Here is a 14,122-nt window from a genome sequence, read left to right as displayed (position 1 = left end):
ATGGGTTATCCTTAACCGGTTTACTTGGTTCATTCATCCGCCCCATGGGTTATCATCGGGGCATTCAACGGCCATCTAGGTTGGTACACTTCTTTTGGCTCGTTAGCCCCTCAGGGCTGGCTGTGCCCGCGCTGTCCGCCGTGGACTGAGCCGCCGCCGATCGCCCGCCCGCTTCATTCGGTTTGGTCGATCGCGCTTGGTGTCTTCGTTGCCAGCCAACGATTCGCCAGCTCAGGGCCTTCCATTCAGCCGCCGCAATTTATAAATTTTTGAGTCCAATCCTGAGTCCAATCTTTCGGACTTTGCGGATTTTTCGGATCAACCAGTTTTCATAACCTAGCGTCGGGCCGCAGCACTCTGCCTTGGCAGTCACGGTAACTGACTGGCCTAGCCCGATCGCCCCTATTGATTTCTTCATCAAAAAAATGGCCGCTGGCAGCGAGGCTGTCCGATATGCTATTCCGTCTACCTTCTCGCTGACGACCCGTGACTACCGAAACCCTATCGCCCACCGTCGCTGCGCCTGACTCCCGAGTCAATCGCCAGTTCATCGCCATTTTGGACTTTGGCTCCCAATATTCCGAACTGATTGCCCGTCGGATTCGCGAAACCCAGGTTTATTCCGAAGTTCTGTCCTATCGCACCTCCGCAGAACAACTGCGGCAACTTAGCCCCAAGGGCATCATTCTGTCTGGCGGCCCCAGTTCCGTCTATGCCGATGGTGCGCCCCTGTGCGACCCGGAACTCTGGAACCTGGGCGTTCCTGTGCTGGGCGTTTGCTACGGAATGCAGTTGATGGTGCAGCAGTTGGGCGGCCTCGTGGAAGCAGCCGATCGGGGCGAATATGGCAAAGCGGCCCTGTTTGTGGATGATCCCACCGACTTGCTCACCAACGTGGAAGACGGTTCCACCATGTGGATGAGCCACGGCGATTCTTGCACCCAGTTGCCCAGCGGGTTTGAGGTTTTGGCCCACACGGACAACACCCCCTGCGCCGCGATCGCCGATCACCAACGCAAACTCTACGGCGTGCAATTCCACCCGGAAGTGGTGCATTCCGTTGGAGGGGCGGCCCTAATTCGCAACTTTGTTTATCACATCTGCCATTGCCAACCCACCTGGACCACGGAAGCCTTTGTGGAAGAGTCCGTGCGCGAAGTGCGGGCCCGCGTGGGCGATAAGCGGGTGCTGTTGGCCCTGTCGGGCGGGGTTGATTCTTCCACCTTGGCCTTTTTGCTGCACAAGGCGATCGGGGACAACCTCACCTGCATGTTCATTGACCAGGGCTTTATGCGCAAAGGCGAGCCAGAGCGACTGTTGAAGCTGTTCCAAGAGGAATTTCACATTCCCGTGGAATATGTCAACGCCCGTCGCCGCTTCATCAATGCTGTGGATGGAGTTTCCGATCCTGAGCAGAAGCGCAAAATCATTGGCCATGAATTCATTGCCGTCTTTGAAGAAGAATCCACCCGCTTGGGCCCCTTCGATTACCTGGCGCAGGGAACCCTGTACCCCGATGTGATTGAGTCGGCGGACACCAACATGGATCCCAAAACCGGCGAGCGCGTTGCCGTGAAAATCAAGAGCCACCACAACGTGGGCGGGTTGCCAGACAACTTGCGCTTCAAACTGGTGGAACCGCTGCGGAAGCTGTTCAAAGATGAAGTACGCAAGGTGGGCCGGGCCCTCGGCTTGCCCGAAGAGATCGTGAAGCGGCAGCCCTTCCCCGGGCCGGGCTTGGCTATTCGGATCTTGGGCGAAATCACCGATGAGCGGCTGGATATTCTGCGGGATGCGGATTTGATTGTGCGGCAAGAAATTAACCGCGCTGGCCTTTACAACGACGTTTGGCAGGCGTTTGCGGTGTTGTTGCCCGTGCGTAGTGTGGGGGTGATGGGCGATAAGCGCACCTATGCCTACCCGATCGTGCTGCGGATGGTGACCAGCGAAGACGGCATGACCGCCGATTGGGCCCGGGTTCCCTACGATTTGCTGGAGACCATTTCCAACCGGATTGTGAATGAGGTGGAAGGGGTCAACCGGGTGGTCTATGATGTGACCTCCAAGCCGCCGGGCACGATCGAGTGGGAATAGGGCTGATTAGGGGTTAGCTCGATCGACCTTGATTAATCTCGATTGACCTCGATTCACGGAGCTTGATCGAGATCCCTTGAGGTCGATCGAACCAGGTGCTCTCCAAAGCAAACCCTTCAGCTTAACGAAATTTCCCCAATTAAACCGATCGCCCTCTGATTTCCCCGCTCAATTCGTTGATGCGGGGACGGTTATCCTGTGGAAAACTAAACATTTTCTGTGGAAAACTCGGCCGCTCTTGTGGAAAACTCAGGATTTTTAACCAATTATTAAATCTTCTTTAAACTTCCTTATGGGTGAGTGAGTCCATGCTGTAGGTCAACTGATCACTCTGATAACCATTGGGTTCCACGTGGATGGTCATGCGCACGGGATGGTAGTGATCGCAAAGGGCTGACTCCACCGCTTCCGTGATGTCGTGGGCCCGGCGCACGTCCTCCGCCTCCACCACCAAATGCATTTCCATAAAGACTTGCCGCCCCAATACGCCCCGTGAGGCGATGTCGTGGCAGTTGACCACACCCGGCACGCTCATCACCAGGCTGTGAATTTCTTCGGGGGGAACAGCCATGGCATCAATCAGCCAAGGCAGGTTTGATCGCAACACGTCCCAGCCACTCTTGAACACCAACAGCGCCACGGGGAACGCCAGGGCCACATCCAGCCAGCGCTGTCCCCACCAAACGCCCAATAACCCCCCAATCACGGTCATCGTGATCCATACGTCACCCATGGTGTGGCGAGCGTCGGCTAGCAGAATGTTGCTGTGGAGCTTTTGGCCCCAATGGCGTTCGTAGAGGGCCACCAAAATATTGATCCCCAACACCAGCACGGTCAGCCCGATCGCCGGGCCGGAGACGTTCACGGCCTCGCCCTGGCCGGTTAATCGCTCGATCGCCCCTTGCGTAATTTCAAAGCAAGCCACTCCCAAAAACGCAGCGATCCCCAAGGCTCCCAGGGCTTCGTATTTCTGGTGACCGTAGGGATGTTCCCGATCGGGGCGAGGATCGGCGAGCTGGCTAGTAACCAACCCCAGCACGTTGCTGGCGCTGTCTGTCACGCTGTGCAGAGCATCGGCCAACAGGCTCAGGGAACCGGTGGCCCAACCCACGAGGGCTTTGATGACCAACACCAAAAGATTCAGCAGCAGCGTCAGCCACAGGATATACCGAATCTTTCGCTGACGTTTATCGGGGCTAAGGAAACTGGCAGAGGCAGACATGGTGTTAGGCGGTGGTCAAGCCAAGGGACCGCGAGGGAGGTTGAAAAAGGATCGATGCTTTTGGGCATCACTTTTGCGTATTGCTTCTGGGCATTACTTCTGGGCATTGCTTCTGGGCATCAAGACTCATCAGAGTGACTGGATACATCGAGGGTGGGGCGATCGGGAGCAGATTCAACATCCAACTTTTTCGCCCGTTGTTCTTGGAACTGTTGCCAAATGCCAGCAGACCAAAACGACACCAGGGCGATCGCAAACCAGTTCACGCGATCGTTAGAAGCGCCCAGGGCCACCGCTGGCCAAACGTAGGGAGCAACGAATTGCAACAGGGCGATCGTGCCAAACAAACCCCAGCCCAATTGGCCATAGCGTTGCCAAATCCAGATGCCTGCGAGGGCCGCTAGGATGGGCATCCAACCATAAAGGAACTGCAAACCAGCATCGAGCGTTTCCATGAGCCTTGTCAGTGATTGGAAAGATGGGGTGTTTGGCAACTTGTTGGTTGGCAACTTGTTGGTTGGCAACTTGTTGGTTAGTAACTAGTCTATTGTCAGCTAGTTCATCGGTAACTCATTCACAAGTGCAAACTCAGAATAAATCACCATCAATTCAGCACCAGTTCAGGGTGAATTAACTGATATGAATTAACTGATTTGCCAACCAATTATCTTGCTGGTGAATGAATTTGGCTGATTAACTAGAAGATTAACTAGAAAACCAACCAGAAGATTAACTAGAAAACCAACCAGACAACCAAAAGCCAACCAGAAAACTAGCCCGAAAACTGGTAGGCAAACTGTGTTTTAGTAATCGCCTTTGGGTCATACCAGTCGGTGAGGGCTTGGAGTCCATCAAACAGTTTTTTGGCCCGGAGAGCGCTGCGGGCGGAGAAGTTTTCCGCGTCTTCTCCGTAAGCAAAAGAAAACTCAACCACTGAAGGCTGCTTTTGGCGCTCGGGGTCTACATACCAGGCGGTGAGGGCCACTTCTGCGTCCTGTTTGCCAAAGTCAATGATTGCCCCGCGTTGCACAAACTCTTTGGCAACAAACTGATTCACAACGGTCAAGGGTTTGCTGGCCGATAGCTCCAGGGAATCAACCCCCGGGAAGTTGGTGGCCAAGTCCCCGATCGTTGTCCAATTTGCTGATTCCACAACGGCACTCGTGGAATGGGAAAACTGACTGCGGAAGGGGGGAACAATGTCCTCTTCAAATTTGGTTTCGCCCTTGAGCGTGGGGGTGGAAACATCTGCACCCCAGGCAATGTAGCGATCGGGCGATCGATACTTCAGCATCACCTTCGTGCGGGCGGGTTTGCCGGCCTTCAGTTCCACCCGACGGCGCACGATGTAGCCGGTGTCGAGCAGGTCATGTTCTGGTGTGTCCAAAAACACCACTTCCCGCTTCACCAATTCGCTGAGTTCGCCTGTCACCTTCAAACCCAAACCTTCTGCGAGGTTGCGCACAACTAACCAAAATCGATCGACTCCAGCCGCCCGATCGGTAAATTGATTAGCCTGCAAAATCACTTTGTATTCACGAGATGCAACACAAGACATGGGCAAGCCTTCTAGAAAGTAGCGTTCTGGGGAGGGGAAGCGTTGGGGCGATCGGGGCCATCAGGGAAATTACCTATGGATTGATCGCCCATCAGAATCGGTGCTGATCAATACCTGAGATGGCTAAAAATACCTCGGTGATCACTCAGACTACCGTTCCTTATCCTTCATAACCCAAATTCTTTGAAAAGAAAAACTCAAGTTCATGAACTGTCACTCAGAATTGCTCAATCCTGGCTGCATAACTGCTAATCATTGCCGTTTGCTGGTAACCATGATTGCGATTCATTCGTGACAGCAACATTGCAAGCATGAACCAGCGATCATCGACTCATGACTAGCGCCTTGATCGCCAGCCATTTGCTAGTGATTAACTTGCCAATGATTTGCCAATGATCTATTCATTATTTGCCATTGGCCAACCCGCTTGTTTGCCATTCATTGCTAATTACTGAAAATAGACATGGCCTCGGCCTCATCCGTTTCGCTTTGAGATTGGGGCTTACGACCTAAGAGCCAATAGGTGGTCATCATGCCGCGTCCTTTGACTTCCAGTTCACCGCGCGGCTCTAAGAGGAATTCTTGGCGCAAAATTTCGTAAACCGCTTCGGTAACCTGAATTTTGCCGGGTTCCCCCTGGGTTTCCATGCGGCTGGCCACGTTCACCGTGTCGCCCCACAGGTCGTAGGCAAATTTCTTGATGCCAATCACCCCGGCCACCACGGAGCCGGTGTTGATCCCAATCCGAATTTGGAAAGGCTTGCCACTGGGGGTGGTGAATTTGGAAATGGCCGCTTGCATGTCCAAGGCCAGTTGGGCCACGGCTTGCACATGGTCGGGCTTGGGGACGGGCAAGCCGCCGACGGCCATGTATTCATCCCCGACGGTTTTGATTTTTTCGAGGTCGTGGTTTTCGGCCAGTTGGTCAAAGGTGGAGAAGATTTGATTGAGGAGGTTCACCAGCTCGATCGGGCGCATTTGGGCAGAAACGGGCGTGAAACCAACCAAATCGGCAAACAGAATAGTTGCTTCGGCATATTGTTCCGCCAAGGATCCTTCGCCCTGTTTGAGGCGCTCGGCGATCGCCTTGGGCAAAATGTTCAGCAACAGGCGATCGGACTTTTCTTGCTCCATCACCAGGGCTTCTTCCGCCTGTTTGCGCTCGGTGATGTTTTGGATCGTGCCTTCGTAATACAGCAGTCGCCCATCCCCATCGAACACTGTGCGGGCATTTTCGGAAACCCAAAAGGTATCGCCATCGCGATCGAACACTTGCGACTCAAAGTTATAGATCGTGCCTCGATCGGCAATGACCGTGAGGAAGCTGCCCCATCGTTCTGGATCTACATAGAATCGGCGGGTGCGGTTTAAGCCCAAGGGGCCGAGCATTTCCTCGATCGAGTCAAAGCCAAACATCTTGGCCAAGGATTGGTTACCCCCCAAAAACTGACCATGGGGGGCGCACTGAAAAATCCCTTCCACTGCGTTTTCCACGATGCTGCGGTAGTTTTCTTCGGCCCGTTGCAAGGCCTCTTCCATTTGCTTGCGATCGGTCACATCCCGGGCCATCGCCAGGAAAATTTTCTGGCCTTGGGATTCGCGCATTCCCACCCGGGTTTCCACGGGCAAAGTGCGGCCGCTCTTGCAGCGATACATGCCTTCCACGGTCACGGGTTGCCCCGGTTTCATCATGGCCCAGATTCGATCGTGCTGATCCAAGGAAGCCAGGGTGTCGATCGCCCGCACATTCATTTGCAGCAACTCCGCCTTGGAGTAGCCCAACACGGTGCAAACCTGTTGGTTCGCATCCAAAATTTGCCCATGCACGTCATGCACCAACATCAGATCGCCGCTGGCCTGTTCCGTCAGCATTCGGAATTGAGCTTGGCTTTCACTGAGGGCCTGTTCCGCCTGTTTGCGCTGGGTGATGTTGTCCGTAATGCAGAGCAGATAGGCCACGCCTCCGTTGGGATCAAACAGCGGCACTTTCACCGTGCGCAACACCAGGGATTCATTGGGCCCAGTCACCTGCTCTTCGGGAATTTCCAGCTCGCGCCGTTCTTCCACGGCCTGCACGTCCTGCTCCAGGATGGTGGTGGCTCGCTTAATGGGAAACAAGTCATCGGCGTTTTTGCCCAATGCCCGATCGCGCGGAATACCGAAGAGCTTTTCACTGGCTCGATTCCAGAGCACAAACCGGAAATTCTGCCGCACATCCTTGACATAAACCGCCAACGGAATATGTTCAATAATGCCGTCGATGAAGCGCTTGGCCCGCAGCACCTCGGCAATCAGCCGCTTGCGCTCGGTGATGTCTCGAATCGCCAGAACGGCACTGGTTTGGTTGTGGTTGGGTGCGCCGTCGGGATCCGGCAGCGTCACATTAGACCAAGCAATTTCCAGGGAATAGCGATCGCCCGCTGAGTTGTGAAATTCATAAGCTGTGTTGCCCGAACCGATTTCCAACGCCCGGGTGACCGGATGCAGAGGTGCGGGCAGTTGTTTGCCACGATGGATCAGAGGCAAGCAGTCAATTAAATCTTGGCCAATGACTTGCTCATGGGACTGCTGGACTAACCGCTCAAAGGCAGGATTACACCATTGCACCTTGCCCGCTGGATCCGTCCAAACGAGGGCATCGCGTACGGAGCCAAGAACCGTTTCCAGCTTCTCCAGGGTCGATCGCAACTCATCGCGGGACACCTCCAACAGCGCCAAGGCCCGCCGCCGCTCCATTTCCTCCAGGCGCTGTTGAGAATAGCGCAGGTCTTCTTCTAGGCCTTTGTAGTCCGTGATGTCATGGACCACCAACAGGGCGCATTCCATCCCGTGGAGGTAGAGCAACTCCGCCGACAGCAGCACCGTGCGGATATCTCGGCCCTTGGTGCGGACTGGAATTTCCTGGTTGCGGATGCTGCTGCCCCGTTGCAGGGCCTGCATCACGGCCAGGCGATCTTCCGCTCGCAGCCAGATGTTGAATTCCATGCTGGCAAAGCCCATCATTTCCTCGAAGCTATAGCCAAAAATGTCGAGGAAACTGTCGTTGAAGTCCAAAACGCAACTGTTATCCAGTTGCATCAGACAAATGCCGCTGGGGCTGGCGTAAAAGATTTTGGAAAACTTGGTTTCGGAAAGGCTGAGGGCGCTGGTGCGTTCACGGATGCGTTCTTGGAGGGTGTCCCGATCGCGCTCAAAGGCCGCCATGGCCGCCCGCAACTCCCGCATCATCAGCCGCACTTGGCGGGCGGCTTCATCTAGCTCTCGCAGACCCGTGGGTTCAATGGGTCCCGTAATGTGACCGCTGGCCATGGTTTGGGCTGTTTGGGCAAACCGAGCCAATGGTTGCTCAATCAGCCGCAGCAACAACCAGGCCACACCCAGGGCACAGCCCAGGGACAGGAAAAGAACGGCGACGGTGAGGGCATTGCTGCCCGGATCGCTGAGGCTATCGATCGGGGCGGCCACCAACACCACCCAGTTAGGTAAATTCGGATTCTTCAGGGGTTGGGCCCAAAGGCGATAGGTTTGGTTGCCCAGGCGAATTGTGGTCGATCGCTCCCCATCCCACTGTTCCAAGGGGCCGCTGGCCTGCTGCCAACGCTCCAGCAACAGGGGCCAGCGATTGCGGGCTGGCGGCTGACCGGCCTGGGTCGATCGCTCACTCAGGGCCAACAGTTGCCCCGATCGATCCACCACCGCCACATCCACATCCCCCAACTGGGCCAGTTCCACCCCCAACGGTTGCAAAGACACCGCCGACACCGACACCCCCAAGCGCCGGCCATCGGCTCCCACCACCGGCTCCGCGATCGCTGCGATCGGGGTTGCCGTCTGTTCGCTCAGGGGCCACAGAAACCAAGTGGGCCGGCCCGCCAAGGTGGCTGCCCGAAACCAAGCCTCCCGCTCGATCGCAAAATCGCCCTGGCTGCGCAGCAGACCCGATCGATCCCCTTGGCTATTGGTGTTGTAAATCGCCAGTCCTTGATTCGGCTTCGGCGGCACAGCCCACAGCAGCAAAGATCCCGTGTCTGTGCGCTCCACCGCCGTCAGGGCCCCATTGTCTCGGCCAAAAGCCGCAAATCGCAAGGCTCGCGATCGCTGGGACTGTTGCCACAGCCAACGCTCCAGGTCTTGGGGACTTTGGGCCCACTGGCCCCAGCGGGCCCCATCACCCAAGGATTGATTAAGCTGAATTGCACCCTGCAAGTGGCTCACCAGTCGATCGCTAGCCCGGGCCCCCAACACCTGCTGCCATCGTTGGGCCGTGCGATCGCTTAAATCGCGCACCTGCCAGCCATAGATCCCCTGGCTAATCACCAACGCCACCCCCACCGGCAGCACCACCCCCAGCCCCAGCAGCCAACGCAACGACAACCGCCTTGGGCTGCCGCCGATGCCATCGCCTGTCTGTCCTCCCACCAAACCCATTCGCTTCGTTCCTTTGTGGCCGTTGGGCAACCCGATCGCGCGGCCCCAACCCCTTTTATCAGGCTTTGGTCAGCCCATCAGCCTCGCTGCGTCCAGTTTGTCCTGCGCTCATGTCCTAGCTTAATCAACAAAATCATCAATCCAATATCACCACCTCGATCACCACCTCAATCGCCACTTCGATCTCCACCCCGATCGACATTCCGATCGACAAAAAAGGAGGATGTCCCCATGGAACATCCCCACCATTATCTTCAAATTGTTTCAGATCCCCGGATTTCAACGAAAAGGATCCAGAAATTGAGTTTCCAAACCTGCTTCGAGGCGGGTTTCTATCTGTTTCCTCAGCCTAGTCTCGAACCAGCTTCGAGGCCAGAATTCAGAACGCTTACAGACCCACACCCACCAGCGTCTTTTGGGTCAAACGCTCATAGGCCGCCCGCATCTTCAGACCCGTCAGCACTTGGAACAGACCCGAACCATTGTTCGAACCGGGGTAGTCACGGTGCTTCAGCAACAGCTCCGTCATTTCGCCGTAGTACTTCGCAGAGGTGTTGCTCAGGTGGCTTTCTACGTAGATCATCTCTTCGAGATTCTCGAACTGACCATCCACTTCCAGCACCGAAACTTGGTTGCCGTAGTAGGTGTCAGGCCCATAGAACAGCTTCATGCCGGGGTAAGAGCAGGTCAGCTTGCGGCCGCAGGGAGTCCAGTGGATCGTGGAGCCTTCATCAAACAGATACACCGGCTCGAATCCTTCAACACCCGTGCGCTGCATCATCCGCACCCGCAGGATCTTGCGCTCTTCGTCGTTGGCAATCAACTGCGTTGGCAGAATTTGCAGCACCACATCGGCGTGGGTCTTTTGCGGGTCAATGTAGGCTTCAAAGTCCGGACGACGGGCCTCGATCGCGGTCAGCACGTCCTCATAGGTGTGACCCCGTTCAGCCATGTCGCGTTGAATCTTCCAAGCGATTTTCACCTCATCGCTGATATCGAGGTAGACGCTAAAGTCCAACAGACTGCGAACGCGCTCGTCATAGAGCGGGTGCAAGCCCTCAATCACCACAATGTGGTTGGGGTGTACCACTTCCGGCGGATCGATCAGGCCGGTTTCGTGGTTGTAGATGGGCTTATTGATGGTTTCGCCATTCTTAAGGGCTTTGATCTGCTCATACATCAGATCAAAGTTATTGGCTCTCGGATCCAGAGCCGTCACACCCGCTTCCTTACGTTGCTTGCGGTCTAGACTGTGGTAATCGTCCAGACAGATCACGGTCATTAACTCTGCGCCGAACAAGTCTTCTAGGCGACGCAAAAAGGTCGATTTACCGCACCCGGAATCGCCGGCCACACCAATTAAGACGACGCGATCTGGCTTGCTGGTCATAAGTTTCCTCTATATCACTAGACACTTTGGCTGGGATGTGTGGCGTGCTCGGCAGCGAACAACGCCTAAGAAAATCCCTGCAATTATCGCAGTCAATTGATGCACGATCAAAGCGACTCGATCAAAATCATGCACGACATCGGGTCTGCGCTCTATTTGGCATGAACCCCAAGGGCATGAATTACACCGAGAACCGTTGCTTTGGGAAATGAATCGGCCATTGATGATCTCCAAAGGAGAGGGCAGCAAGTGCTGATTCGAGACCCCAATGAAGCGGCCATTGACCTGTCGCGATCGCTGCAACCAGCGATGTGCAGGGCCGGGGCCGATCGAATATTTCGTCAATTGCTGGGTGACCGTTGCGAAGTTACCGTTGCGAAATAACGAAACCGCGATCGGTCATCAACGCATTACCGGAAGCAGGGCATTGCCGAAAGGCATTACCGGAAGCCGGTTACTAGGGGATTGGTGACCAAAGGATTAATGGAAACCAGTGCTCCCCAAGCAACTTCCGCAAGCGTTAACCGCAACGTTGCGATCGCACAAGTTGTTTAACGAGCACGTTGTCTAAAATTAATAGTTCGTTAAGTATTTTTACCAAGCGAACCGTCAGTAGCGTATCAGACTGATATCGTTCGTGCAAGTTTAGGTTAATGGGGGTCTTGCCTGGCCGATCGCCCCATTCTTTACCTGGCCAGCGAGCTGCCATTGCCCCCGCAAGCGCAACCGTTTCTCGAATCCCAGCGAAGGCCTTGCATCAGAGGGGCTAAAATCTTTGCAGATCGAAACCCACTCCTAAACGTTGATTAGAGTCATAGCAAGTCATGTATAGTCCCAGTGCAGCCGGGAGCGCCAGCAACACAACTGCCGGAAACCGCGTATTTCGTTACGAAGTAACCGGGTTACGTCAAAGCAGTGAATCCGATAAAAACGGTTACGCGATTCGCAAGAGTGGCAGCGTGTTCTTTAACGTGCCCTACAGCCGCATGAATGATTTCATGCGTCGCATCGCTCGGCTCGGGGGCAAAATCGTCAACATTGTGGCGGTGACCGTGGATTCGGGCCATGATGGCTTGACCCCAGCCGCTCCGGTGGCCGCCGCCGCCGCTCCGGAACCGACCCCGAGTGCTCCGGCCGAGCCGCCCGCCGCCGTCAGCCATGAGCATATTTTCCCCACTAATGTACCGGTCAACACCTACAAGCCCAAAAATCCCTTCACGGGCAAGGTGATTTCCAATGAAGGTCTGGTGCGCGAAGGTGGCGAAGGGGTGGTGCAACACATCACCTTTGACCTGAGCGGCGGCAACCTGCGCTACTTGGAAGGCCAAAGCATCGGCATTATCCCGCCCGGAACGGACAAGAACGGCAAACCCAACAAGCTGCGTTTGTACTCGATCGCCTCGACGCAGCATGGTGACTTGCTCGATGACAAAACGGTTTCCCTCTGTGTTCGCCAATTGGTTTACACCAACGATGCGGGCGAGCGGGTTGAAGGGGTTTGCTCCACCTTCCTGTGCAACGTGAAGCCCGGCGATGACGTGACCATCACGGGGCCCGTGGGCAAGGAAATGCTGTTGCCCGTGGATCCGAATGCCAACATCATCATGATGGGGACTGGAACCGGGATTGCACCGTTCCGCGCCTTCCTGTGGCGGATGTTTAAGGAAAACAACCCGGATTACCAATTCAAGGGCCTCGCTTGGCTGTTCTTTGGTGTGGCTTATACCGGCAACATCCTGTACAAGGACGATCTGGAAAAAATGCAGGCGGAAAACCCTGACCACTGCCGGATTACCTACGCCATTTCCCGGGAACAGAAGAACGCCCAAGGCGGCAAGATGTACATCCAAGACCGCATTAAGGAAAATGCGGATGAGCTGTGGGCGTTGGTGCAACAACCCAATACCCATGTTTACATCTGCGGTCTGCGCGGGATGGAGCCGGGCATTGATGAGGGGATGTCGGCGGCCGCGTCTAAGTTTGGCGTGAACTGGGCGGATTATCAGAAGCAGATGCGCAAGGAAGAGCGCTGGCACGTGGAAACCTACTAAACCTTGAGGATTCAGCTCCTACCCCGGTTTTGGGCTGGAATGGCTGAGTTGGTTTAGGGATTGCCACGAAATTGAGGGGGCCGTTGCGATCGCAACGGCCCCTTTGTATTGAGTATTGAGTTTGTATTGGGTATTGAGTTTGTATTGGGTATTGAGTTTGATTGGCTTTGGGTTGAATGGGTGTTGAATGGCGAGTGCAAGCTCTACCAATTGTCGTCCCAGTCATCATCGGGGGCCGATCGATCCCAATCGTTGACCTGAGGGGCGGCGGATTGGGGGGCGGGGGGAGTCAGAACGCGATATTCCGCATCGGTGACGGAGCGCGATCGCTCGGCGGGCGGTGGCAATTCTGATTCTGGCTTTGAAGATTCTGTGCCTTGGGCCGTTGCGGCGCGATCGGCCTTGGGCGTTGCTGCCGATGTTGCTGGCTTTTCGGGCACTTCTACTTTTGGCGCTTCTGCTGCTGGTTCTTCTAAATTATCCTCGTCCCGTTGATAGCGAATGGAGTAGCTGGTTCCTTCGCGGCGGGTGGCAGCGGGGCGAGCGGGCGCTTCAAGGGGCTTAGGTTCTGGTTTTGAGCTGGTGGCCTGAGGGGCTTGGGGGCGAGCCGGGGCCGGGTCGGGGTCAAAGGGGCGATCGATCCGATTGGTCGATCGGGGACGATCCTGAGGCGGCGATGGGTTCGATCGGGGTGGACTCGGCTGGGTTCGGTTGCTGTCGGGAGCCGCTTCTGACCATTCATCCCACTCTGGATCGTGATTCCAACCCTTCTGCGGGCGATCGGGCACAGTCCAATCGGCTAATTCCTGCTCCAGTTCGGCGGCGGTGGCGGAAGGGCGCGGTTCCGCTTGCAAGGAAAACAGGCGCGATCGCCAAGAGGCGTTGCCCGGTTGACCTTTCGCTTGGCCCTCGTTGGCCGATTCCCCGCTGCCCCACTCGTCCTCCAACTCATCGCCTAAGGGCTGATTAATCAAACGCTGACGGGGCGATCGAGACTGCTCGGATTCAGGGGCTGGCCGTCGATCGATCACCGGACGGCGAGGCGGCCGGCCCAATTGAACCAACAGGCCAATCAGGCCCATCGTTGCGGCCCCCGCAGCCACCGCCCCCGCCAGCCACCACCCCAACGGCAAAGCCACCATCGGCCGGCCAAACACCACCAAAGGCAGCAGGGGCAAGGGGTTTTGAGCTGCTAACAACAGCAACCCCACCACCAACAGTAGCAATCCCAACAGGCGCGCCATTACCCGCTCTCTCTCCTTCTCCGGACGACCTTAGCTGTTTCGTGACCTGGCCGTTCAACCAACCTAGCTTGGATTGGGGCCGATGGGAGTGCTTCCGCTGGAGGAGGGATGCGGAGCGGTCTGGCCTTGGGCTGG

General features: G+C 55.9%; 9 protein-coding genes. 2 read left to right on the top strand and 7 right to left on the bottom strand.

Features of this window, described 5'->3' with window-relative positions; translation table 11 throughout:
* The first annotated feature begins 486 nt into the window (after nt 1-486).
* Nucleotides 487-2,094, top strand: coding sequence for a glutamine-hydrolyzing GMP synthase (guaA, locus tag H6F46_RS02270; protein WP_099532244.1), 1,608 nt, complete (start codon nt 487-489; stop codon nt 2,092-2,094).
* 280 nt (nt 2,095-2,374) lie between these two features.
* On the opposite strand, the gene H6F46_RS02265 is transcribed toward guaA, so the two are convergent.
* The 6 genes from H6F46_RS02265 to H6F46_RS02240 form a co-directional block, all read right to left on the bottom strand.
* Nucleotides 2,375-3,316, bottom strand: a complete 942-nt coding sequence (locus H6F46_RS02265; protein WP_099532243.1) for a cation diffusion facilitator family transporter — start codon at nt 3,314-3,316, stop codon at nt 2,375-2,377.
* Between the two features lie 119 nt (nt 3,317-3,435).
* Nucleotides 3,436-3,771 (bottom strand): hypothetical protein, encoded by a 336-nt coding sequence (locus tag H6F46_RS02260; RefSeq protein ID WP_190353403.1) that lies wholly within the window; start codon nt 3,769-3,771, stop codon nt 3,436-3,438.
* 317 nt (nt 3,772-4,088) lie between these two features.
* The gene (locus tag H6F46_RS02255; protein WP_190353402.1) at nt 4,089-4,874 is read right to left on the bottom strand and encodes a hypothetical protein; all 786 of its coding nucleotides are present in this window, start codon (nt 4,872-4,874) and stop codon (nt 4,089-4,091) included.
* A 444-nt stretch (nt 4,875-5,318) separates the two neighbouring features.
* Nucleotides 5,319-9,302: a PAS domain S-box protein gene (locus H6F46_RS02250; RefSeq protein WP_190353401.1), complete on the bottom strand. Its 3,984-nt coding sequence runs from the start codon at nt 9,300-9,302 to the stop codon at nt 5,319-5,321.
* Nucleotides 9,303-9,438: 136 nt separating this feature from the next.
* Nucleotides 9,439-9,585: a hypothetical protein gene (locus H6F46_RS02245; RefSeq protein ID WP_190353400.1), complete on the bottom strand. Its 147-nt coding sequence runs from the start codon at nt 9,583-9,585 to the stop codon at nt 9,439-9,441.
* A gap of 105 nt (nt 9,586-9,690) precedes the next feature.
* Nucleotides 9,691-10,692 carry a phosphoribulokinase gene (locus H6F46_RS02240; RefSeq protein WP_099532239.1) on the bottom strand — a complete coding sequence of 334 codons (1,002 nt, stop codon included), beginning with the start codon at nt 10,690-10,692 and terminating at the stop codon, nt 9,691-9,693.
* 824 nt (nt 10,693-11,516) lie between these two features.
* Here H6F46_RS02240 and petH point away from each other — a divergent pair.
* Nucleotides 11,517-12,743 (top strand): ferredoxin--NADP reductase, encoded by a 1,227-nt coding sequence (gene petH, locus H6F46_RS02235; protein ID WP_190353399.1) that lies wholly within the window; start codon nt 11,517-11,519, stop codon nt 12,741-12,743.
* A gap of 203 nt (nt 12,744-12,946) precedes the next feature.
* Here the strand turns inward: petH and H6F46_RS02230 are convergent, their stop codons facing one another.
* Nucleotides 12,947-13,987, bottom strand: a complete 1,041-nt coding sequence (locus H6F46_RS02230; protein WP_190353398.1) for a hypothetical protein — start codon at nt 13,985-13,987, stop codon at nt 12,947-12,949.
* Nucleotides 13,988-14,122: the final 135 nt, after the last annotated feature.

The sequence above is a fragment of the Limnothrix sp. FACHB-1083 genome (assembly GCF_014696485.1).
In the GTDB taxonomy this organism is placed as follows: Bacteria; Cyanobacteriota; Cyanobacteriia; order CACIAM-69d; family CACIAM-69d; genus CACIAM-69d.
This window is presented reverse-complemented; position numbering and strand designations above follow the sequence as displayed.

Excerpts from the sequence above, each read along its gene's own strand:
- H6F46_RS02265 (WP_099532243.1), bottom strand. The coding sequence starts at position 3,316 with ATGTCTGCCTCTGCCAGTTTCCTTAGCCCCGATAAACGTCAGCGAAAG.
- H6F46_RS02260 (WP_190353403.1), bottom strand. The coding sequence starts at position 3,771 with ATGGAAACGCTCGATGCTGGTTTGCAGTTCCTTTATGGTTGGATGCCC.
- H6F46_RS02255 (WP_190353402.1), bottom strand. The coding sequence starts at position 4,874 with ATGTCTTGTGTTGCATCTCGTGAATACAAAGTGATTTTGCAGGCTAAT.
- H6F46_RS02250 (WP_190353401.1), bottom strand. The coding sequence starts at position 9,302 with ATGGGTTTGGTGGGAGGACAGACAGGCGATGGCATCGGCGGCAGCCCA.
- H6F46_RS02240 (WP_099532239.1), bottom strand. The coding sequence starts at position 10,692 with ATGACCAGCAAGCCAGATCGCGTCGTCTTAATTGGTGTGGCCGGCGAT.
- petH (WP_190353399.1), top strand. The coding sequence starts at position 11,517 with ATGTATAGTCCCAGTGCAGCCGGGAGCGCCAGCAACACAACTGCCGGA.
- H6F46_RS02230 (WP_190353398.1), bottom strand. The coding sequence starts at position 13,987 with ATGGCGCGCCTGTTGGGATTGCTACTGTTGGTGGTGGGGTTGCTGTTG.